This window comes from Paraclostridium bifermentans (assembly GCF_964259345.1).
Taxonomy (GTDB): Bacteria; Bacillota; Clostridia; order Peptostreptococcales; family Peptostreptococcaceae; genus Paraclostridium; species Paraclostridium bifermentans_B.
The window spans coordinates 363546-385908 of the sequence record NZ_CAXVJR010000003.1; the positions used below are offsets into that span (position 1 = coordinate 363546).

The following is a 22363-nucleotide window of genomic DNA, read 5'->3' on the forward strand; positions in this document are numbered from 1 at the left end:
AATAACTAATAAAAACATATAAACTTTGATATAGAGATATAAATTTATCAAAGTTTATATGTTTTTTTATTTAAAACTATATACAAATGAAGTAACAATGAATTTAGGCTATAAAAAATTTGAAATGAGGTGAAATTTGAAATAATTACATTTTAAATATTAAAAATAGTGAAAAATAATAAAAAACGGGTATAATATAAGTTTAAGATAACTAAAAAAGGAGGAGAATTAATGAACTCTATATCTAAGAAGATAGATTCATATATGCTAGCTTTAATATTAGAGATATTTATTATAGTATCTATAATGTTAATACCACAAAATGCAGATAATTCTACACTGAATTTTTTAATGCTAGGTATAACTTTTTTAATAAGTATAACTTCTTATATAGGTGGATTGGTAATAGGGCTTATAGTAACATCAATCACAATCTTTTTATATGCAAGTTACATATTTTATAACAATACAATTCTAAATATGAATATAACTTATATATCATATCTGTGGATGATAAGCATGCCTATAATATGTTTAACTAGTGGAAAATTATCAAGTAATATTATTTTATTACAAGAAAATAATAAAGATCTTCAAGAAAAATATAAGCATCTGGTAACGGTAGATGAAACTACAGGACTTGGAAATGTAAGACATTTTTATAATACTTTAGATAAAGAAATGAAAAAATCTAGAAGGCATAAAAATAAGCTAACCCTAATGATGATAAAACTTCCATACTATAAAGACATTAAAAAGATAATAGGGGACTCAAAAACTGAAACACTTATGAAAAGTATAAGTGACATAATTATTGGATGTACTAGAGGAGAAGATGAAAGATATTATATCGATGAAGATATGCTAGGAATAATAATGCCTCACACTGATTTTTCTGGAGCAAATGTAGTAAAAGAAAGAATAAAATCAAAAATAGAAGAACTAAACTTAGAAATAAATCAAGGTAAATATTATGTTGATATAGATACTAAGGTGGCTAATTTAGAGATGAAAGATAATATAAAAGATGCTATAGAATTTAAAACTCTGTGTGAAGAGGAATTACAGTATGACGTATAAAGTATTAAACGTCATATTTTTAACTTTTATATTAGCTTTAGGAAATGTAGCTTACGTATTTGCCGATAATAAAGAAAAAGATAAAGCTTTAATAGTTTATGAAAATCAAAAGACATTTTCTTACAACGAAAATGTGGTGAATCATTTAAATGAACTTTTATACAGATTTAACAATCAAGTTGACAATGTATATATAAATGATTATAAAGCTGACCAAATAAATAATTACAATTCTGTATTTGTAATAAATGTTGAAAATCAAATAACAAACAATGAATTTATAAAAGATTTAAACAGTTATAACGATAAAATATATTGGGTAGGAAATAGAGTTCAAGATTTATTATATAACAATGAAAAATATAATTTAGAATATGATAATCAAACTTATAATATAAAGAGTTTGATATACAAAGGAAAAGAAGTATTAGTAAATGGAGATAACAAATTTAATCTAGTAAAATATACTGATAAAAATGTTGAAGTTTTATCTACTATGAAAGATTCATATAATGAATATCCCTATGTTATAAAAGATAAAAATTTATATTATATATCAGAGTATAAACCTGGACAATCATTTATATTCGAAGATACTTTAAATGATTTTTACAATGTAGAAAAGGCCGACAAAGGAAAAATATTTGTGAGAATTGAAGATGTTCATATGTTTAGGGATAAGGATAAATTAAAAGAGATTGCAGATTACTTATACAGTGAAAATGTGCCTTTTATGATAGCTTTAATACCAGCATATATAAATGAAAATAGTGGTAAAATAAATACTTTAAATGATGATAAAGAATTTGTAGAAACTATAAAATATATGCAAGACAGAGGTGGAAGTGTTGTTTTACATGGATATATGCATTCTTTAGATAATAGAGAAATATCTGGAGAAGGATATGAATTTTGGGATATGGAAAAAGATGAACCTTTGAAAGAAAGCATGGATATATATGTTAAAAATAGATTATTAAGTGGACTAAGGATTTGTGTTGAAAATGAAATTTATCCACTTGCATTTGAAGCTCCACACTATGCAATGGATGAAACCGGATATTTAGAACTTAAAAAATATTTTTCAACATATGTAGGTCAATTTCAAAATAATAATGAAAAATTTGCAACTAGTACTTTTCCATATATTATAAAGGGAAGCAAAGACTTTAATACTTTTATCCCTGAAAATTTAGGATATGTAGAAAGTGATAACTATTTAAGTATAGACAATATAAAAGATAATTTTTACAAATTATCTATGGTAAGAGGATATACAGGCGGATTTTTCTTCCATCCATATATGGATATAGATTATTTAAAAGAATTAATAGATTACTTTAAAGAACAAGATGTAGAGTTTTTCAATCTTAAAGATTATGATAATACAGTCAGAGTAGATGATATAAGAATAACGTCAAGAGATGGAAAAGTTAAAGCTTCATATGATGAAAAAAAGACAATAGAAAATAATAATGAAGATAAATCTTTTAATAAATATATTAAAAATATAAACGATATAATAGTTGAATCAATATCTGTTATATTAGTTATATTTGCAATTATATTTATCGTATTTAGATTTATAAATAGAAGAAAGTTTAAGAGGAAATAATATGAATAAATTAACAATTACAGATTATTTATTTTTATTATCCTTAGTATCTATATGGATTATCCTTTTTGTAAATATTGTTTTAGCAATTTGTGGATATATATATTACTTGAAAAACATGAAATTTAAAGATGAAAGGCTTGAGGAATATCCATTTGTATCGATAATGGTTCCAGCACATAATGAAGGCAAGGTAATAGGAAAAACCGTAGAGTCATTACTTTTACTAGATTATCCAAAAGATAAAATGGAATTAATAGTTATAAACGATAACTCAAGTGATAATTCAAAGGATATATTACAAAGCATAAAAAATAGATACGGGGGCTATAATTTTACAATAATTAACACAGACAATATAACCGGTGGTAAAGGTAAATCAAATGCACTTAATATAGGATATCAAAGGGCAAAAGGTGATTTTATAGCTATATATGATGCAGATAATACACCAGAAAAAACAGCACTTAGATACCTTATTCAAACTATAGTAAAAGACGATGGTTTAGGAGCTGTTATTGGAAAATTTAGAACGAGAAATAAACATAAAAACATATTAACTAAATTTATAAATATAGAAACATTAAGCTTTCAGTGGATAGCACAAGCAGGAAGAAGACAACTATTAGGGTTATGTACAATCCCAGGAACAAATTTTGTTCTTAGAAGAGCTACAATAGAAAAACTAGGTGGTTGGGATACTAAAGCAATAGCAGAAGACACTGAAATAAGCTTTAGAATTTATAAAATGGGACAAAGAATAACATATATTCCTCAGGCTGTAACTTGGGAACAAGAACCAGAAACCGTAAATGTATGGATAAAGCAAAGAACTAGATGGGTTAAAGGAAATATATATGTACTTGTTAAGTATATAAAAAACATATTTAAAGGGAAACAAAATATAGTTTTATTTGATATATTATATTTTGCTTCTGTATACTTCTTATTTTTAACATCAGTTGTAATATCAGATATAATATTTGTCTTAAGTTTATTTAATTTAGTAGAAGTAACAATACCATTTAATTTTTGGATTGTATGGATATTATCATATGTATTATTTATACTGCAAGTTAGCATAACTTTATCCATGGAAAAAGGTGAAGGTGACTTGAAAAATATACTTTTAGTAGCACTTATGTATTTTACCTATTCACAAATGTGGTTAATAGTAGCAATTAAAGGTATGTTTGGATATTTTCAAGACGCATTTTATAAAAGAGAAGCAAAATGGTATAAAACGGAAAGATTTTAAGGAGGTGCCTAATGAGGCTAATTACTATTATTATATCCTTGATTCTTACCTTTTCAAATATAGGAATAGTATTTGCAGAGGGAGAAAATATAAAATCCTATAAATTTCAAGAAGATGTAAATATAAGTGGAGTTGTAGGAAGTACTGAAAAATTCTTTGAAGTAAAAGAAAACTGGGATGTACAAGATATTAAATTAAATCTAGTGTTTACTAAAAGTGAACTTTTAGATGTAGATATTTCAACGCTAACGGTTTTTGTAAATGGAGAACCGGTAAATTCTATGAGACTAGATGGAAATAAAGAATATAAAAAGCAAGTTTTAATAGATATACCAAAAGACCTTATAAAACCAGGTTACAATAGTATATCGTTAAAAGCGTATAAAACTATATCAGACGAGATCTGAGTGGATGACAACAATACTGCTAATTGGTTAGTAGTCCATAAAGAATCTAGTATAGATTTGAAATATAAATTAAAAGCAAGTACAAATACTATAAATCAATATAAAAATATATATATGGAAACTGATGCAGCTAATAATATAAATACAGCTATTTTAGTTCCAGATAATTATACAAGCAATCAACTTAGTTCTATTATGAATATTAGTTTAGATATAGGCGAAAAATTAACACATGAAAGCTTTAAAATTGATACAAAGTTAAAGTCTGAATTTAAAGATGTAAATAAAAATGTAATATATGTAGGAGGGCTTTCAAATACTACTCCTGATTTTTTAAATTTATTAAATGAAAAGGAAAAACAAGATGCAAAAGATAAGGCAGTTATTAAACAAGTTATATCTCCATTTAACAAAGATAGAAAAATGTTGATGATAATATCAGATAACGATAGAGCTTTATCAAATGCCACAAAACTTATAACAAGTGACAAACTAATACAAAGTCTAAATAATGAAAGTGTAACTATAAGTGAAAGTCAAGATGTAACAGATTTAAAAGGAGAAAGTAATAAAAGTAAGGTATATCTAAAGGATTTAGGATATGATTACATTTTATTAAAAGGACCTTTTACACAAGAAACAAATTTTGATATCAAATTTGATAAAAATAAAACTAGCACAGAAGGTTCTAAGTTGAATTTAAAGTTTAGATATTCAAAAAACCTAGATTTTGATAGATCTTTAATTACTATTTATGCAAATGATAAGCCTATAGGTAGTAAAAAACTATCTATGCAAAATGCAGATAATGATAGCTTAGAGATAAACTTACCTAAAGATGTATTAGGAAAAAATTATTATAATGTTAAGGTAGTATTTAATTTAGATATAAAAGATCAAGAGTGTGTGACTAGGGATACAGATAGTCCTTGGGCATATATATTAGATGATTCTTATATAGATTTAGATCTTAAAGATAATACTAATTTAACTTTTAAAAGTTATCCATACCCATTTGTATTAAATGGAGAAGCTAATGATATAAATATAGTAGTTCCTAAAGGATTATCTTCTAACGAACTTAATGATATATCAAATATTGTAGGATATATGGGAAGAGATACAAAGTATAATACAGGAAGTATAAATGTTTTAAATGATGATGAGTTTTTAAGTTCAGATAAAAAAGGAAATCTTGTAGTTGTAGGGACTCCTGATAGAAATAAAGTAATAAAAGATATTAATAAAGATTTATATATTAAATTTAATGATAATTTTACTGGACTTGAGAGTAATGAAAAATTTAAATTCTTAGATCCTGAGTATTCAAAAAAACTTTCAACATTACAACTTATTGATTCTCCTTTTGATAAGAATATGGATGCGCTTGTAATATCATCTATTGATAGAAATAATTTAAATGTAGCATCAAGATATTTAACTGATGCAAGTTTACTTAATACGATGGCATCAGATGCAGCAGTTATAGATAGAGATGGTAAAATTGAGAATGTAAGATTTAAAGAAGTTAAAACTGAGGATGAAACTAAAGCCAAAGAAAAAACAAAGTTTAAATTAGGTCAAGAAGGAGAAGTATTTATTGTAATAGCTGGATTTTTATTTATAACTATATTAATTTCAACTATACTATTAGTATTAAAGTATAGAAAATAGATAGGAGCAAAAATGAAAAAAATAGTTATATCAATAATTATGTTAATTTCAATATTCACAACTATGTATTTAATTAGAGTTGAAAAGCAGATACCCAATAAATTAAAATCTGTAAATTTATCAACAGATTATGAAATAGACCAAGCGTTAAAAGACATAGATATGATGGATGCAAATACTGTAAATATACCTATAGTTATAAATATACCATCACTTACATCTAATGAAATGAAAGTAGATGAATATAGCAAAGAAAAAGCTATAAAACTTATGAAGATTTTAGATGAAAAAGATATAGCTGTAATACTAGAGCCATTTCCATGGATAGATAATGGAAGTAAATATGAAACTGAATATAACCCAAAAGATAAAGATGAATTTTTTAAAGATTGGAAAAATATACTTTCAAAACTAATATCAGAAGTGGCAAATCCATATGGAGCTGATATTATAATTACAGCTTCAAATTTTATAAATTTAGAGAAATATGAAGAAAACTGGTGTGAAATAATTGATTTTACAAAAGCTAACTTTGATGGACTAGTAACTTATAAAACAACTTGGTGGTATACAGCTTCTTGGGATGAAGAAAGTATGAAAAGATACGAGGAGAAGCTAAACAATAAATTATTTTACAAAGTTGATTTTATATCTATAGCGGCATATTTTGAACTTAGCTCCAAGGAAAGTAATACTGTTACAGAATTAGTAAATTGTTTAACAGGAACCACGGTTAATAACAGAAATCAAAATGTAAAAAGTGAAATAGAGGAATTTTCAAAAACTTACAATAAGCAAATATTTTTTGGTGAATTAGGATTTCCAAGACTTAATCATGCAGCAACACAGCCTTGGAATAATCAAGTATCTAATATAGAAAATGATGAAGAACAAGCAAGATGTTTTGAAGCTTATAGAATATCATTTGAAGACGAAGATTATATAAAAGGTTTTTCTGTATTTGCAGTTGGACAAAAAGGTAAAGATAAGTTATTTTATCCATCTAATGAAAGTATTAAAATTATAAAAAAATGGTATAAATAAATTTGTTTTAAATAGGGATTATCTATAATTAGATACTCCCTATTTTTATGCAAAGAATAAGCTATTTGTATTTATAAAGCTCAATTAATATAATTTTTTAAGAAAAAAGTAGGAAAAAGTCGAAAAAAGAAAAAAGTGGTTATAATAGCTTATGTGATATGATATATTTAATAGTAGGATAAATACAAATCTATGGAGTGAATTATGAAGAAACAGTCAAACAAATTAATTCTTTCTTTAATCCTGGTTTTAATTATAACTATTATGATATGTATGTTTTTTAGTAATACACATGCAAATTATAGTAAAGAAGGTGAAAAGGTTTTAAAAATAGGGTTTTATAGTTATGAACCTTATTATTATTTTGACAAAGATAATAAACCAACAGGGTATTATAATGATTTAATAGAGTATATATCAAAAGACTTAGGGTTTAAGTATAAATATGTTTTTTGTGATGTATCACAAGCAACTGATAAATTGGAAAAAGGAGAAGTAGATTTATTATTAGGAATAAATAAAACACCTAATAGATCAGAAAAATTTATATACACAGACCATTATATATCAGTTGAAACTTATGGAATATATACAGGAAAAGATATAAGCTATGGAAATTTAGATGAACTAAACCATATAAAGTTTGGATATATACCAAATGAAGCTAACTCAGATTGGATTTTAGAACTTTTTAAAGAAAGAGATATAAATATAATACCAGTAAAGGCGAATTCATATAAAGAGATGGATAAGCTTTTAATAAATGGAAAAGTTGATGCTACTATATCAACAATAGATAATAATAGCCTTAATAAAATGCAAAAAATATTTGAATATTCAGCGGGACCTGTTTATATAGCAGGAAATAAAAGTAATCAAGATATTATATCTAAAATAGATAGGAAGTTAGAAGAATATTCTAATAGTAACAATAATCCTATAGAAAAGTTAAATGTTAAATATTTTAATAAGGGTAATAATATAAATTTTAAAGCTGAAATTATTATAATTATACTATGTATTATTTTGATTATATGCATTGCATTTATTATTTTTAAAATTAAAATGCCGTACATAAATAAAATTAAAGCTAAAAAAGTCATAAGAGAAGATTTAATTAGCGGAAATTACTTTTTAATGTATCAACCTATAATAAATCCTAAAAAAAATATAATAGTAGGATTTGAAGGCTTGTTAAGATTAAATAAATATGGACATATATTAACTCCGTATTATTTTTTAGAAGATATAGAAGAAAATGATATGTTGTTTGAAGTATCTCTTTATATATTAAAAAAAGTAATAAATGATTATGAATTAATAAGAAACTTAGAAAATATAAAAAATGAAAAAATATATTTATCTGTAAATATGTCTTTAAATGAAATAGAAAATGATGAATTTATAAATGAGATATGTTTAATATCAAAAGAATTAAATATGAAAAAAGATAGTATATGTATAGAAATAGTAGAACGAGTTGGAATAAATGATTTATCTAAAATAAATAATTCAATAAAAAAATTAAAAGAATGTGGATTTATGCTAGCTATAGATGACTTTGGAGTAGAATATTCAAACTTAGATATATTAGAAAAAGTAGATTTTGATATAGTTAAGTTAGATAAATACTTTATAGATGATATAGATAAATCACTTATAATAAAAGAAATAGTAAATTTCTTATCTAATCTTTGTAAAATAACAAATAAAACTATTATATCTGAAGGTGTAGAATGCTTGTATCAAAAGGAAATTATAAAAAATATGGATAATGATAAATTTTATATACAAGGATATTTTTACTCAAAACCAGTAGATATAGCGGATATAAATAAAATTAATATTGATTAATATGAGTTAATGCTTTATAATTAGATAAACTAAAAACAATTACAATACCTGTATAAATTTGACGATAAGGGTCAAGAGTTTCTACCAAATCACCGTAAATGATTTGACTACAGGAAGTTTATTTATTATAACTATAAATAGTAAATTAAAACTCCTGTCTAATAAGACTGGAGTTTTTTTAGCTTCTTAAATGTTTATGCAGGATACTACAATCTGGAGGAGTATTTATGAAAAAACTAAAAGAAAAAATATTAACTGAAGGAAGAGTTTCAGGTAACGATATATTAAAAGTAGATAGCTTTTTAAATCATCAACTAGATGTTGCATTTTTAAATGAAATTGGAAAAGAGTTTGCTAAAAGATTTGAAGGTAAAAAAGTTGATAAAATACTTACAATAGAAGCATCAGGAATAGCTATAGCATCTATAGCATCACAACATTTTAATAATGTACCTGTTGTATTTGCTAAAAAAGTTGAATCTAAAAACCTAGACAAAGATGTATATGAAGCTGAAGTTTACTCATTTACTAAAGCTAAAAACTATACTATAAGAGTTTCTAAAAAGTATCTAAATGAAGGTGAAAATATATTAGTATTAGATGATTTTTTAGCAAATGGAAGAGCTGCTATAGGATTAAATGAGTTAGTAGAAAAAGCAGGAGCAAACTTAGTTGGAGTTGGAATTGTAATAGAAAAAGGATTCCAAGAAGGATCAAAACTTCTAGAATCTAAAAACATAAATTTAGAATCTTTAGTAGTACTTGATTCAATAGAAAATGGAAACATAAACTTTAGATAAAAAGCTGTTTTAAAACAGCTTTTTTTATTTTAATAAAATTATGATTAAGTAAAAAGATGGTTAAGTTTATGAATAAACTGAAGTGAATTTTTCATTTATATATAATGAAATATAATAATTTGTAGAAAAAAAGACGATAATTGCTATTAAATATAAAAGAAATATTATATAATCTAACTATAGGTAAATTATGGAATATAAAAATCAAAAGGGGAGGTCCCATATGAGGCTGAAAATAAAACTGGTAATTGGGATTACCTTGTGTCTAATATTTCTGGGGTTAATGTATATTACGGTTAAAACCACGCTGAGATACCAAGAAGAATATGGTTGCTTAGAATATAAATACACAAAGGAGTTAAATACAAAAAATAAACATGATGAAAGAATAAATTTATAAAATTAAACTGCAAATGCAGTTTTTTTTACGCTTAAGTAAAATATAATTAACGAATATTTGTATATGAGTTGGGGGCTTAATTAAAAGTAATTTTTTACAATGGGGTAAATATTTTAATTTTGAAAATATGTTACTGTTTTGAAATAGTTGTTACGAATATGTAATACAAAATAATAGTTATGTATAGTATAATTGTTTTTGTGATAAAATGTGACATTTAAGTTGCGGATAGGGGGGAAATGTTTGTGAAACAAAAAAATATTTTTGACAATCCAAATAATAAAAAAACAAAAGTGAAGAAAAATGTAAGAAATGCATTTTTACTAATGGTTGCATGTTTAGTTATATTTGGATCAGTAAACAAAGTTAAAGCTTATGTAGATGAAACTATAAAACATAAGCAAGAGCAAAAAATAGCAGAAGAAAAAAGATTAGAGGAAGAAGCTAGAAAGAAAAAAGAAGCAGAAGAAGCTAAAAAAAGAATGGTTGGTGTTAAGCACGGGGCAGAAAGTTATAGCTATGATGCAAGAAAAGTAGAAGAAAAGCTATCAAAATACGATTACTCTAACAATGGAGAAAAAGTAGTATTTTTAACTTTTGATGATGGAACATCAACTACAGTTACACCAGAAATATTAAAAGTATTAAATCAAGAAAATGTAAAAGCTACATTTTTCTTAACAGGACAAAACATTGAACGTGGTGGAGATAAAGCTAAAGAGCTTATAAAGCAAGAGTTTAATGCAGGACATGCTATAGCTAATCACTCTTATAGCCACGATTATGGTATACTGTATCCAAATAGAACTTTAAATTTAGATGCATTTAAAGCAGATTTCAAAAAAACTGATGATATATTAAAAGAAGTTTTAGGACCATACTTCTCAACTGAAGTTATAAGATGTCCAGGTGGTCATATGTCTTGGAAAGGTATGGAACCTTTAGATAACTACTTAGACCAAGAAGGAATGGCATCGATAGATTGGAATGCATTAAATGGAGATGCACAAGGGAAAAAGAAATCTCCAGAAGAGCTATATAACTATGCTGTAAAAACTGCAGAAGGTAAAGAAATGGTAGTTGTATTAATGCATGACACTTACGGAAAAGAAAACACTGCAAAAGCATTACCACAAATAATAAAATACTTTAAAGACAACGGATACCAATTTAAAGTATTAGTATAAGGTTAATATGTTTGAAATTTAGGGCTATATCTCTTAATAGAGATAAGCTCTTTTTTATTATTAGTTAAATAGGAGGATATTATGCAAAAAAGATTTATTTACTTAATCATAACTTTTTTAGTTATGATTATGGGATTATTATCTAGAAAATTTATGTTTATATTTCCCCAAAATATTGCACCTTTTATAGGTGACTCACTTTGGGCAATGATGGTTTACTTTGGATTTAGATTTTTACTTCCTAAATTAAACCTAACAAAAAGTTTTGGTGTAGCTATAGGATTTTCCTTTCTTATAGAATTTAGTCAGCTATATCAAGCAAACTGGATAAACAATATAAGAAATACTACAATAGGAGCACTTATACTTGGGCATGGATTTTTAGTTGAAGACTTAATAAGCTATACTATCGGAATATTAATTGGAATATTAATAGATATAGGGGTTAGAAAATAATCCTCCTCACACTCAACTCCAAATATAGTTTTATGAAGAAGCGAAGGGATATGATATAGTTGTTGACGAAACACTTAAAGACCGCGTCTCAGGTCTTTGTGTGCAGGAAACAACTATATCATATCCCGAGCCCCCTCGCTAAAACTCTATCTCAAATACTCATCAATAGAGTTAGCAACAGTTTTAGCTGCAACAACAGCCTCTATAACAGTCTTAGCACCATGAGTTACATCACCACAAGCGAAAACACCATCACGAGTAGTATGACCTAAATCATCAGTTAAAATAAGACCGCGATTATTAACATCTAAACCTTTATTATTAGAAACTATAGTATTTCTAGGAACTTGACTAACAGCAACTAATATAGAATCACATTCAAATAACTTTTCGCTACCTTCAACTGTAACTAAAGAAGTTTTACCATCTTCATTAACTATTTTTTTAGTATCAGCTAAAATAATACCTTCATTAACTATTTCAACAGGAGCTTTATAAGTCATAAACTCAACGCCTTCTTCAATAGCTTCATGAATTTCAGCCTTAGTAGCAGTCATATCACAAAAATCACGTCTATAAGCTACGTAAACATCTTTTGATCCATAGTGCTTAGCACTTCTAGAAGCATCCATAGCTACGTTACCAGCACCTATTACAACTACCTTATCACCTAAATCATAATTTTTAGGAGAACGAAGATAATCTATAGCGTAATGAACATGTCCTAAACTTTCACCTTTTATGTCAAGTCTTCTAGGATTCCATACACCAGTACCTATAAATATAGAATCATATCCATCTTCGAATAATTTATCAAGAGTAAGAATAGGACCTACCATAGCATTTATTTTAAATTTAACACCCATACCTTTTAAAAGATTAACTAAATTATCTATTATTTCTCTAGGTAATCTAAATTCAGGTATACCGTATCTAAGTATTCCACCTAGTTGTTCATTTTTTTCAAATACAGTTATATTATAACCTTTTTTAGCAAGTTCTAAGGCAACTGTAAGTCCAGCAGGACCAGAACCAACTATAGCTATGTTTTTACCGTTTTTTTCTACATTATCTAATTTAACTTCCTCTAAGAACTTTTTAGAGATTTCTTCTTCTATTTTGTAAAAGGCAATAGGCTCACCTTTTATTCCTCTTATACAATTTCCTGCACATTGATCTTCATGAGGACACACTATAGCACATACTGCAGATAGAGGATTATTATTAAATAAAAGCTCACCAGCTTCTTTTATTTTTCCTTCTTTATATAAATTTATAACAGTTGGTATATCTGTGCTTATTGGACAAGCGTTTTTGCATCTAGCATTTTTACATACCAAGCATCTATTAGCTTCTAATTTTAAATCTAACAAATTATCACCACCTATAAATATCTAGTCTATATTATTATAACTTATAACATCTATTTAGAATACAAAAAAAGTCGAAAATTGTAAAATATATAAGATATTGTGCTGAATTGACTATGAAATTAAGTAAATATATAATTAAAGTATAGACAGGGGAGGAAGTAAAAATGCATAGAAAATTTATAAGTACTTGTATAATATTAACATTAGGCTTAATAATTGTAGGATGTGAGAAAAATGATAAAACACAGATCAATGTAAGTGTTGCATCAAGTCTTAAAGAACCTTTTTTAAAAATTGAAAAAAATTATGAACAAGAGAACAAAGATGTTGATTTAGTGATGAATTTTGGGTCTTCAGGATCATTAACTCAACAAATAAAACAAGGTGCTCCATGTGATGTATTTGTATCAGCATCTATAAAATACATGGATGAACTAAAAAAGGATGGATATTTACTAGACAATAAGTATGAAGAATTAGCAAAAAACAGACTAGTACTAGTGAGTAATACAAAAGACATAAAAAATATAGATGATTTAAAAAGTGATGAATACAAAAAAATTGGGGTTGGAGAAATAAATAGTGTTCCTGTAGGTCAATATGCAAATGAAGTTATAGTTAAGGAAGGGATAAAACCCTACATAGAAGAAAAGCTAGTATATGCAAAAGATGCGAAAGAAGTATTAGCATGGGTAGTATCAGGAAATGTAGATGCGGCATTTTTATATAAAAGTGATACTAACCATCATAAAAATTTAAAACATTATGATATAGATGAAAATTTACATACCCCTATAGTATATCCAGTAGGAGTTATAAAAGAAAGTAAGAATTTAGAACAATCTATAGAATTTAATAATTATTTATTAAATGAAGATACTAAAAAAATGTTAAAAGACTATGGATATATATCATAAAAATATAGACTAGGAGAATTAGATTATGGATATATCACCATTAATTATATCTATTAAGACATCTTTAACAGCAACCTTAATAACTTTTATATTAGGAATAATAATATCTTATAAAATGGCGTGGTATAAAGGTAAACATGAAAATATCATAGATACTATACTTACGCTGCCATTAATACTACCGCCAACAGTGGTAGGATTTTTTTTACTTGTTATAATTGGTAAAAATGGACCTATAGGCATATTACTTGAAAACTTTGATATAAACTTGATTTTTACTTGGACAGCAACTGTTATATCTGCGACAGTAGTTTCTTTTCCTATAATGTATAGAACTTGTAAAAGTGCATTTGAACAAATTGATATAAATATGATACATGCTGCTAAGACTTTAGGGCTTAGTGAGAAAAATATATTTTTTAAAATAGCTATTCCAATGGCTTATCCAGGAATAATAGGTGCGGTAGTTTTATCTTTTGCAAGAGCATTGGGAGAATTTGGAGCAACACTTATGATAGCAGGAAATATACCAGGAAAAACTCAGACTATGCCAATAGCTATATTCTTTGCGGTAGAAAGTTCAGATATGAATCAGGCTATGATTTGGGTTATGATAATGATTGGGATCTCATCGGTAGTAATAGTATTATCAAATTATTTATCAAATAGAAAAAATAAAAAAGTTATAAAGGGGAAGTAAAATGTCTTTATATATAGATATAGAAAAGAAGCTAGACAATTACACGTTAAAAGTTAAGATAAATCAAGAAAATAAAGTTACTGGATTGCTTGGAGAATCAGGTTGCGGAAAGAGTATGACTTTAAAATGTATAGCAGGCCTTGTAACCCCTGATAAAGGGAAAATAGTAGTAAATGGTAAAATGTTTTTTGATTCTGATGAAAATATAAATTTAAAGCCTCAAGATAGAAACGTAGGCTTTGTATTTCAAAATTATGCACTATTTCCTCATATGACTGTTAGAGAAAATATAATTTTAGGAATAAAATCAAAAGATAAAAATATTAAAGAAGAAATTTGTGATGAATATATAGAAAAATTCAATTTACAAGAATTAAAAAATTCTTATCCTACAAACTTATCTGGAGGACAACAACAAAGAGTAGCTTTAGCTAGAGCGTTATCTAAAAATCCTGATATACTACTTTTAGATGAACCATTTTCGGCTCTTGATTATCACTTAAGGGATTCTATGGAAGAAAACTTAAGAAATAATTTGAAAAAATACAAAGGAAATGCTATATTTGTAACTCACAATATAAATGAAGCATATAGAGTTTGTGATGATATAGTGGTGTACGATAATGGCAAAGGAGTTAATAAAAGAAACAAAGAGGATTTATTTAAAAATCCAAAAACAATAAAAGAAGCTAAGTTAACAGGATTAAAAAATATATCTAAATGTAAATACATAAAAGAAAATGTAATATATGCTATAGATTGGGATTTGAAAATAAATTTAAAAAAAGATATTTGTAAAAATATGAATTACATAGCTATAAGAGAAGATGATATAAAAATTTTGAATAATAAAAGGACTGATGGATTTAATATGGAAATTATAAATATAATAGAAAATCCTTTTGATTATACAATAGAATTTAAAAAAATGAATTATGTGGACTCATCATCGATTTATATGAATATTAAGAAAAATAAAATAAATTTATTTGAAGAAAAATATGTAAATGTAGAGATTGATGAAGAAAAATTATGCTTTTTTTAAAATAATCAGATTTTGATATTATTTAACTTTAATGTATAATATGATTTGGATAAGGAGGAATTAGTATGAATAATTTTAAGATAGTATGTGATAGTTTATCGGATATACCTAAAAATGTAAGAGAAAAATATGATATAGAGATGGTTCCCTTAACTGTAAGATTTGGGGACGATGAATATAAAGACGGAATAGATTTAAATCCTAAAGAATTTTATGATATGTTAAGAGAAGGGAAGCTTCCTCAAACTTCACAAGCTACATATGCTCAGTTTAAGGATGTTTTTGATACATATGTAGCTCAGGGAAAGAAAATCATATATATATCTGGATCATCAAGAGCAACAGGGACATATCAAAGTGCTGTTATGGCTAAAAATGACACCGATGGAGAAATATATACTTTTGATACATTAAACTTTTCGTATGGATGTGGAATGCAAGTTGTAGAAGCTGCTAAAATGGCTAAAGATGGCACGAAACTTGAAGATATTATGAAAAGATTAGAGTATATGAGAGATAATATGTATGTTGTATTTTCTGTTGATGATTTAAAGTACTTACAAAGAGGGGGTAGGATATCATCTTCTAAAGCTGTTATAGGTAATATGCTTAGTATAAAGCCTATATTAGAAGTTAAAGATGGACTTGTTACTCCAGTAGCTCAAGTAAGAGGTAAAAAACATGTACATGGAAAAATGGTTGAGTTAGCTAAGAATAATATAGGAAATAAAAGTATTGCTATAGGACATGGAGACTGTGAATCTGATATGAGCAAATTAAGAGATATGGCTATTTGTGAATTAGAAACAGATGATGTATTAGTTACAGATGTGGGATCTTGTGTTGGAGCTCATGCAGGACCTGGTATATTAGGAATATTTTGCGTTAAATAACTAAATGAATTAATAAGTTAACAATATATAGGGACAGTCTATTTTGACTGTCCTATTTTTGATGAAAGAACACTACTTTTGTAGAACATGTAGTTGTACAAAACTATATAGTATACAATTTACATCAGGGGGGATTTTTATGAAATTTTATGCAATTTGTAGTGTTGTTGTATTAGGACTTTTTATTTATGGAGGAACTGGAGATACACCAATTATAAAGGCTGCATTAAATAATAAAGATACTATGGTTATAAATACTATTGATTATGATAAAGAAGCAGCTGAGAACGCTCTAGATTCGCTTGTGGGAAGACTGAATAAAGAACTGTATCCTTTTTACGATGAAGATAGTGGTAAAATTGGTTACTTAGATAAGTATGGAAAAATTAAAATTAAGCCTCAGTTTGATATAGGACAACAATTTGACTATGGATATGCTATTGTTGGTATAGATGATAAGAAAGGTATAATAGAGCCGGATAAAGATATTGTAAAGATAATAAAAGATGATAATAATATTGAGATATCAAGCAATAGAGAAAGTATAAATAAACTTGTAAAAAAAATATCTGAATATGAAGAATATAAAGTTGGTAAGAGATTAGGAGCTTATGGAATAAAAGATAAAGATGGTAATTTCATAGTGAAACCTAAGTATAAAGAAATAAAACTTATGGAAAGTAATGATTTAAAAGATAGGTTTCCTGAGGTAGATGTTAATTATGATATTTTTGTTGGAAATTATGCTGTTGTAAATAATGGAGAGAAAGATATTTTAGTAAATAAGGATGGAGAAGAAATAAAAGATTTAAAACATAAAGTTTTAAAATTAGATGATGATTTTATATTAGGTTATGATTCAATAGATTCTAAAAAGGTTAATATAGTTGATCTTAAAGATAAAAAGAATTATAAAGAATTTCTAGAGGTACTTTTTGTTGATAAAGACAGAGCTATAGTTAAAAGTGAAAAAGGTTACTTAATTATTGATAATAAAGGAAATGAGATAAGTGATACATATGAAAATGTACATATATCACATCGTAGTATCAATAAGTTTATATTCTCGGATAATAATAAAACATACATATTAAATAGAGATGGTAAAAAAGAGCAGTCTATAGATAAATCATATGACGAGTTTGAAATGTATAGCTCGAATTTATATCTAGGTAAGATGAAAGATAAAGGCGGAGAATACTTAAACTCAAGTGGAGAGGTAATAGGATACTATAAATAAAACAATAAAACAATAAAAAAAGTACTATTAGAATTCTAATAGTACTTTTTTTATTTATATTACACTACTTATTAAGCAGCGTTATCTTCATTGTTTCCAGTTCCACGAACTACATCAGCTCTAACTATTTTGTAGTTTTTGAATAATGAGTATCCTATGAAACCACCTAATATACTTACTACTATACATCCAGCAGCAGCTATTAAAGCAGGAGTTCCGTTTTGTCCAACTGCTACAGCGAAACCAGCTATTGGAGTAGCCATACCTGGAACATCTATTGCAAGTGGTGCAATGTAAGTACTTACTAAAGCAACAACTACACCTGATAATGCTCCACCTATGAAGTTAGTAGTGAATACTGGTATTGGGTTAGCAGATATTATATCTGATTGAGTTAAAGGCTCTATAGCAACAGCTATTGTATCTTTCTTATCTCCGAATTTCATCTTAGAGAAGAATACGAAGTTCATGAAAGAAGAACCGAATACTGCTAAAGCACCTATTGCCATTGGTAATCCAGTTAATCCTATTATTGCAGTTAAAGCCATTGAAGATAATGGAGCAGTAGCAACAACAGTTATTAATCCACCAAGTATTATACCCATGAATACTGGAGATGCATCAGAAGCAGCTAATAAAGCTTGTCCTATTTGCATTAAAGTATCGTTAACTATTGGATCCATAACCATAGCTATTCCTCTTGTTAAAGGAGCAGCAACTAATATTATTACTATTAAGTCAAGTCCAGCAGGAGTTTTTTCCTCTAAGAACTTAACAACGAATGATATTACGTATCCTGCAACGAATCCTGGTAATATTCCATATCCTGAAACTGATAAACCAACTAAAACAGCGTATACTGGAGAAACACCTAATGCTAATGGAACTAATATAGCAGCGGCAACTCCACCTAAACTACCGTTAGCGGCACCAACTTCTCCTAAGAATTTTATTCCTAATTGTTGTCCAAATAATGAAGCGTGGAATGCTTCAACTAGGAAACTTGCGCAAGCAGCACTTGCAAGGGCACCCATAGCTTTCATACCGTGAGGTGCTTTGTAACTAAATAAAGTGAATAATGCTAGTACAACTAATAGTAATGCTGTACTTGTAAGTATTGACATCATTTTATGATTTCCTCCTTGTTGAATAAAATAAATAAATGCTTGTTATTGTTTTCCCGCGACTTTCGCGAGCTTATGATTAAAGTATATTATAAAAAATCATTTTTGTAAATAGTTTTAATGTAGAAAAATGTAGAAAGAGTTAGAAAATAAAGTCAAATTATAAAAATGATGGAAAAAATTCATATAAAAATAGTTAGATTTTTTAGGTGTTGTATAGTGGCAAAAATTAGTGTAAACTAGGATTTGACAATAATTAAAGGGGTTGGAGGTGAAAGCATGAATGAAATAATAAAAGATATTATAGACTTCGTATCAAAAACTTTCCCAAAGATACATGCAAGTCTATACTTAGAGTCTCTAAAAGAGTATGCCGCTAATATTGATGTAAATAGAACTCAATTAAGAGCACTTGTATTCATAAAAAATAATGGGGAAATAACAATGACGGACTTATGTGAAAAATTAAATATAGAAAAAGGTAGTTTAACTACAATGGTAGACGACCTAACTAAAAAAGGCTACTTAACAAGAACAAGAGATTCAAGAGACAGAAGGAAGTATATATTAAACTTGACCAATGAAGGTGAGGTTATAGCTTCAGATTTCTTAGAAGAGTTAGGGGAAAAACTCGAAAAAAGATTTTTAAAACTTAATGAAACAGATAGAGAAAAGTTTATGGAATCTATAAAAAATCTAGAAGACATACTTGTAAAAGAAGAGTTCAGATAAGTGTTAACTTTCCAGTTGAATTAACAAGAAAATAATAAGAAGGCTAATCTTTAAGATTAGCCTTCTTTTATATAGATTATTATTCATTAGTAATTAAGTTGTTTTTTAACTCCATATATTTTTCAAGACCTTGTTTTAGTATATTAGCAGCTTTTTTAAGATCTGCTTCATTTAATATATATGCAAGTCTGATTTCGCTCTTGCCAAGACCTTTTGTAGCATAAAATCCTTCAGCAGGACAAGCCATAACAGTTTCACCATCTACATCAAATTCATTTAACATCCAAATTACAAAATCTTCTGCATTTTCTATAGGTAATTTAGCTAGTATATAAAAAGCACCTGTAGGCTTTTTACATATAACTCCATCAACTTGCATAAGTTCGTTATATAATACATCTCTTCTTTTTTTATACTCTTCATTAACTTCATTAAAGTAAGACTTAGGAGTTTTATATAATTCTATAGATCCAACTTGATCAAGAGTAGATACACACAATCTTCCTTGGCATAATTTTAAAACTTGAGCAATAAACTCTTTATTTTTAGAAGCAAGGGAACCTATTCTAGCACCACAAGCGCTATATCTTTTAGATACGCTATCAACTATTATAACTCTATCTTTTATTTCATCTATATTACCAAAGCTTATATAATCAAGTCCATCATAGACAAACTCTCTATAAACTTCATCTGCTATTATCCATAAATTATTTTCCTTGGCTATATCACTAAGCATATACACTTCTTCTTTAGTATAAACAGCACCTGTTGGATTACCTGGATTAGATATTAGTATAGCTTTAGTCTTTTTATCTATCTTAGAAACTATTTCTTCCTTACTAGGTAAATGGAAACCTTCTTCAGGATGAGTAGTTATAGGTCTTACAAAAACGTTTACACAAGAGCTAAAGCCATTGTAGTTTGTATAAAACGGTTCAGGAACTAATATGTTATCTCCTGGATCACAAGCTGCCATCATAGCAAATAATAAAGCTTCACTACCACCATTAGTTATAAGTATCTCGTCTTTTTCAAAATGCATATCATAAGTAGCATAATAATCAATCATTGCATCTATAAGTTGAGGCAATCCTTGAGATACTGCATATTCCAATACTTCACTATTAAAGTTATTTACTGCATCAAAAAAACCTTTAGGTGTTTTTATATCAGGCTGTCCTATATTTAAGTGATATACTTTTAATCCCCTTTCCTTAGCAGCTGTGGCATAAGGAACTAACTTTCTTATAGGCGAAGATTGCATAGATATAACTCTGTTAGAAAAATTCATTTTTAAATATACCCCCTGTTATTTGTTTGAAAAATCTGTAAAATCCCCTTACAAGAGTATCATAGCATAAGTAGATTTAAAAATCATCTTATTTTAGCAAGAGTTAAATACTTAACGAGATTTACAATTAGTGCTAAAAAATGTAAAATTATAACTGTATATTTATAACATAAAAAATTCACAGAGCTTAGACAACAACAAGTTTTTAAGTTGTTAAAAATTTGATATTAAAATAGCACTATGCAAGCTAATATAAAATATAATATAAAAATGCGTTAAAATTAAATGCTCTGAAAAGAGGTGCTTAAGATATGAGAGAATTAAGAGTTGACTTATTTAGTGGGGATGTAGTTATATTTGCACCTGATAGGTCTAGCAGGCCTACAGATATGGCTAAAATAAAAGATGAAAAAGAGCTAACTAATATATATGAAGAAAACTGTCCATTTTGCAGAGGTAATGAAAGCTATGCAGATAAAAAAACATTTGAATTGAAAGATGAATATGGATGGGTATGTAGATCTATTTATAATAAATATCCCATAATAGATAATAACTGTAAAGGCATAAATGGTAGTCATGAGGTTATGATAGAAAACTATAGACATAATGGGACTTTTTATAATATGACTGAAAAAGAATTTAATAATATGTTTTTAATGTATAAAAATAGGTATATAAATTATATAAAAGATAAAGAAATTTTATATGTAAGCATTTTTAAAAATTTCTTAAAAAAAGCAGGAGCATCATTAGCACATCCTCATTCTCAAATTGTATCTATGAATATAGTTCCAAAAGAGATTAAAAATGAGCTAAGTGTGTTAAAAAATTATTATGATGAAAACAATGAAAGTTTGTATGATAAAGTAATAAAAGAAGAAATAATATTAAATGAAAGAGTAATTTTTAATGGGGAAAAATTTATAGCAATAGTTCCTTATGCATCTATGTATGGGAATGAAGTTAGAGTTATATGTAAAGATAATACACGTTTTGAAGATTTAGAAGAAGGTAATTTAAAAGAACTTTCTTATATATTTCACAATTTATTTAAAAATATATATAAAACTTGTGGTTATATGCCATTTAATTTATCTATGCATTCACATCCTAAAAATATAGATTGCAACAATTTATTTAACTTACACTTTCATATAATACCTAGAAAGTATAGCTTTGGAGGTTTTGAAATTAGTAATGGTATGTATGTATCATCTACTATGCCAAAGGATTTTACAAAAGAACTTATATTTAAATAAAAAAGACA

General features: G+C 26.8%; 19 protein-coding genes, 1 pseudogene and 1 riboswitch. Of the genes and pseudogenes, 17 read left to right on the forward strand and 3 right to left on the reverse strand.

Annotated features, from left to right (window positions below):
* Positions 1-231: 231 nt before the first annotated feature.
* The 10 genes and pseudogenes from ACEXNK_RS08055 (at position 232) to ACEXNK_RS08100 (ending at position 11775) form a co-directional block, all read left to right on the forward strand.
* Positions 232-1080 carry a GGDEF domain-containing protein gene (locus ACEXNK_RS08055; protein ID WP_373598161.1) on the forward strand — a complete coding sequence of 283 codons (849 nt, stop codon included), beginning with the start codon at positions 232-234 and terminating at the stop codon, positions 1078-1080.
* Positions 1070-2695: a DUF2334 domain-containing protein gene (locus tag ACEXNK_RS08060; protein ID WP_373598160.1), complete on the forward strand. Its 1626-nt coding sequence runs from the start codon at positions 1070-1072 to the stop codon at positions 2693-2695. Before ACEXNK_RS08055 ends, ACEXNK_RS08060 begins: the two co-directional genes overlap by 11 nt.
* A 1-nt stretch (position 2696) precedes the next feature.
* The gene (locus ACEXNK_RS08065) at positions 2697-3953 is read left to right on the forward strand and encodes a glycosyltransferase (protein ID WP_373598159.1); all 1257 of its coding nucleotides are present in this window, start codon (positions 2697-2699) and stop codon (positions 3951-3953) included.
* A gap of 11 nt (positions 3954-3964) precedes the next feature.
* Positions 3965-6034, forward strand: a pseudogene (locus tag ACEXNK_RS08070) (cellulose biosynthesis cyclic di-GMP-binding regulatory protein BcsB).
* 12 nt (positions 6035-6046) lie between these two features.
* Positions 6047-7078 (forward strand): glycoside hydrolase family 113, encoded by a 1032-nt coding sequence (locus ACEXNK_RS08075; protein WP_373598158.1) that lies wholly within the window; start codon positions 6047-6049, stop codon positions 7076-7078.
* A 204-nt stretch (positions 7079-7282) separates the two neighbouring features.
* On the forward strand, positions 7283-8932 hold the full coding sequence (locus tag ACEXNK_RS08080) for an EAL domain-containing protein (RefSeq protein WP_373598157.1): 1650 nt from the start codon (positions 7283-7285) through the stop codon (positions 8930-8932).
* A gap of 28 nt (positions 8933-8960) precedes the next feature.
* Positions 8961-9062, forward strand: a riboswitch (purine riboswitch).
* Between the two features lie 97 nt (positions 9063-9159).
* Complete coding sequence (locus ACEXNK_RS08085) at positions 9160-9732, forward strand: xanthine phosphoribosyltransferase (protein ID WP_373598156.1); 573 nt, start codon at positions 9160-9162, stop codon at positions 9730-9732.
* A 223-nt stretch (positions 9733-9955) separates the two neighbouring features.
* A complete protein-coding gene (locus tag ACEXNK_RS08090) occupies positions 9956-10132 on the forward strand; it encodes a hypothetical protein (RefSeq protein WP_373598155.1) in 177 nt (58 codons plus the stop codon).
* A gap of 245 nt (positions 10133-10377) precedes the next feature.
* Positions 10378-11319: a polysaccharide deacetylase family protein gene (locus ACEXNK_RS08095; protein WP_373598154.1), complete on the forward strand. Its 942-nt coding sequence runs from the start codon at positions 10378-10380 to the stop codon at positions 11317-11319.
* 81 nt (positions 11320-11400) lie between these two features.
* Positions 11401-11775: a ribosomal maturation YjgA family protein gene (locus ACEXNK_RS08100; RefSeq protein ID WP_373598153.1), complete on the forward strand. Its 375-nt coding sequence runs from the start codon at positions 11401-11403 to the stop codon at positions 11773-11775.
* Positions 11776-11921: 146 nt separating this feature from the next.
* On the opposite strand, the gene ACEXNK_RS08105 is transcribed toward ACEXNK_RS08100, so the two are convergent.
* Entirely contained in the window at positions 11922-13148 is a 1227-nt protein-coding gene (locus tag ACEXNK_RS08105) for an NAD(P)-dependent oxidoreductase (protein ID WP_373598152.1), read from the reverse strand.
* A gap of 164 nt (positions 13149-13312) precedes the next feature.
* Between ACEXNK_RS08105 and modA the strand changes: the two genes are divergently transcribed.
* From modA to ACEXNK_RS08130, 5 genes are all read left to right on the forward strand, one after another.
* Positions 13313-14065, forward strand: coding sequence for a molybdate ABC transporter substrate-binding protein (gene modA, locus ACEXNK_RS08110; protein ID WP_373598151.1), 753 nt, complete (start codon positions 13313-13315; stop codon positions 14063-14065).
* Positions 14066-14090: 25 nt separating this feature from the next.
* The gene (gene modB / locus ACEXNK_RS08115; RefSeq protein ID WP_373598150.1) at positions 14091-14765 is read left to right on the forward strand and encodes a molybdate ABC transporter permease subunit; all 675 of its coding nucleotides are present in this window, start codon (positions 14091-14093) and stop codon (positions 14763-14765) included.
* 1 nt (position 14766) lies between these two features.
* Positions 14767-15810, forward strand: a complete 1044-nt coding sequence (locus tag ACEXNK_RS08120) for a sulfate/molybdate ABC transporter ATP-binding protein (RefSeq protein ID WP_373598149.1) — start codon at positions 14767-14769, stop codon at positions 15808-15810.
* Between the two features lie 65 nt (positions 15811-15875).
* Positions 15876-16703, forward strand: a complete 828-nt coding sequence (locus ACEXNK_RS08125; protein WP_373598148.1) for a DegV family protein — start codon at positions 15876-15878, stop codon at positions 16701-16703.
* 139 nt (positions 16704-16842) lie between these two features.
* Positions 16843-17943 (forward strand): WG repeat-containing protein, encoded by a 1101-nt coding sequence (locus ACEXNK_RS08130; RefSeq protein ID WP_373598147.1) that lies wholly within the window; start codon positions 16843-16845, stop codon positions 17941-17943.
* 71 nt (positions 17944-18014) lie between these two features.
* On the opposite strand, the gene ACEXNK_RS08135 is transcribed toward ACEXNK_RS08130, so the two are convergent.
* Entirely contained in the window at positions 18015-19070 is a 1056-nt protein-coding gene (locus ACEXNK_RS08135; RefSeq protein ID WP_373598146.1) for a PTS sugar transporter subunit IIC, read from the reverse strand.
* A gap of 276 nt (positions 19071-19346) precedes the next feature.
* Between ACEXNK_RS08135 and ACEXNK_RS08140 the strand changes: the two genes are divergently transcribed.
* Positions 19347-19799 (forward strand): MarR family winged helix-turn-helix transcriptional regulator, encoded by a 453-nt coding sequence (locus ACEXNK_RS08140; protein ID WP_373598145.1) that lies wholly within the window; start codon positions 19347-19349, stop codon positions 19797-19799.
* A 79-nt stretch (positions 19800-19878) separates the two neighbouring features.
* Here the strand turns inward: ACEXNK_RS08140 and ACEXNK_RS08145 are convergent, their stop codons facing one another.
* On the reverse strand, positions 19879-21093 hold the full coding sequence (locus tag ACEXNK_RS08145) for a pyridoxal phosphate-dependent aminotransferase (RefSeq protein WP_373598144.1): 1215 nt from the start codon (positions 21091-21093) through the stop codon (positions 19879-19881).
* Between the two features lie 311 nt (positions 21094-21404).
* Between ACEXNK_RS08145 and ACEXNK_RS08150 the strand changes: the two genes are divergently transcribed.
* Positions 21405-22355: a galactose-1-phosphate uridylyltransferase gene (locus tag ACEXNK_RS08150; RefSeq protein WP_373598143.1), complete on the forward strand. Its 951-nt coding sequence runs from the start codon at positions 21405-21407 to the stop codon at positions 22353-22355.
* The last annotated feature ends 8 nt before the right edge of the window (positions 22356-22363 follow it).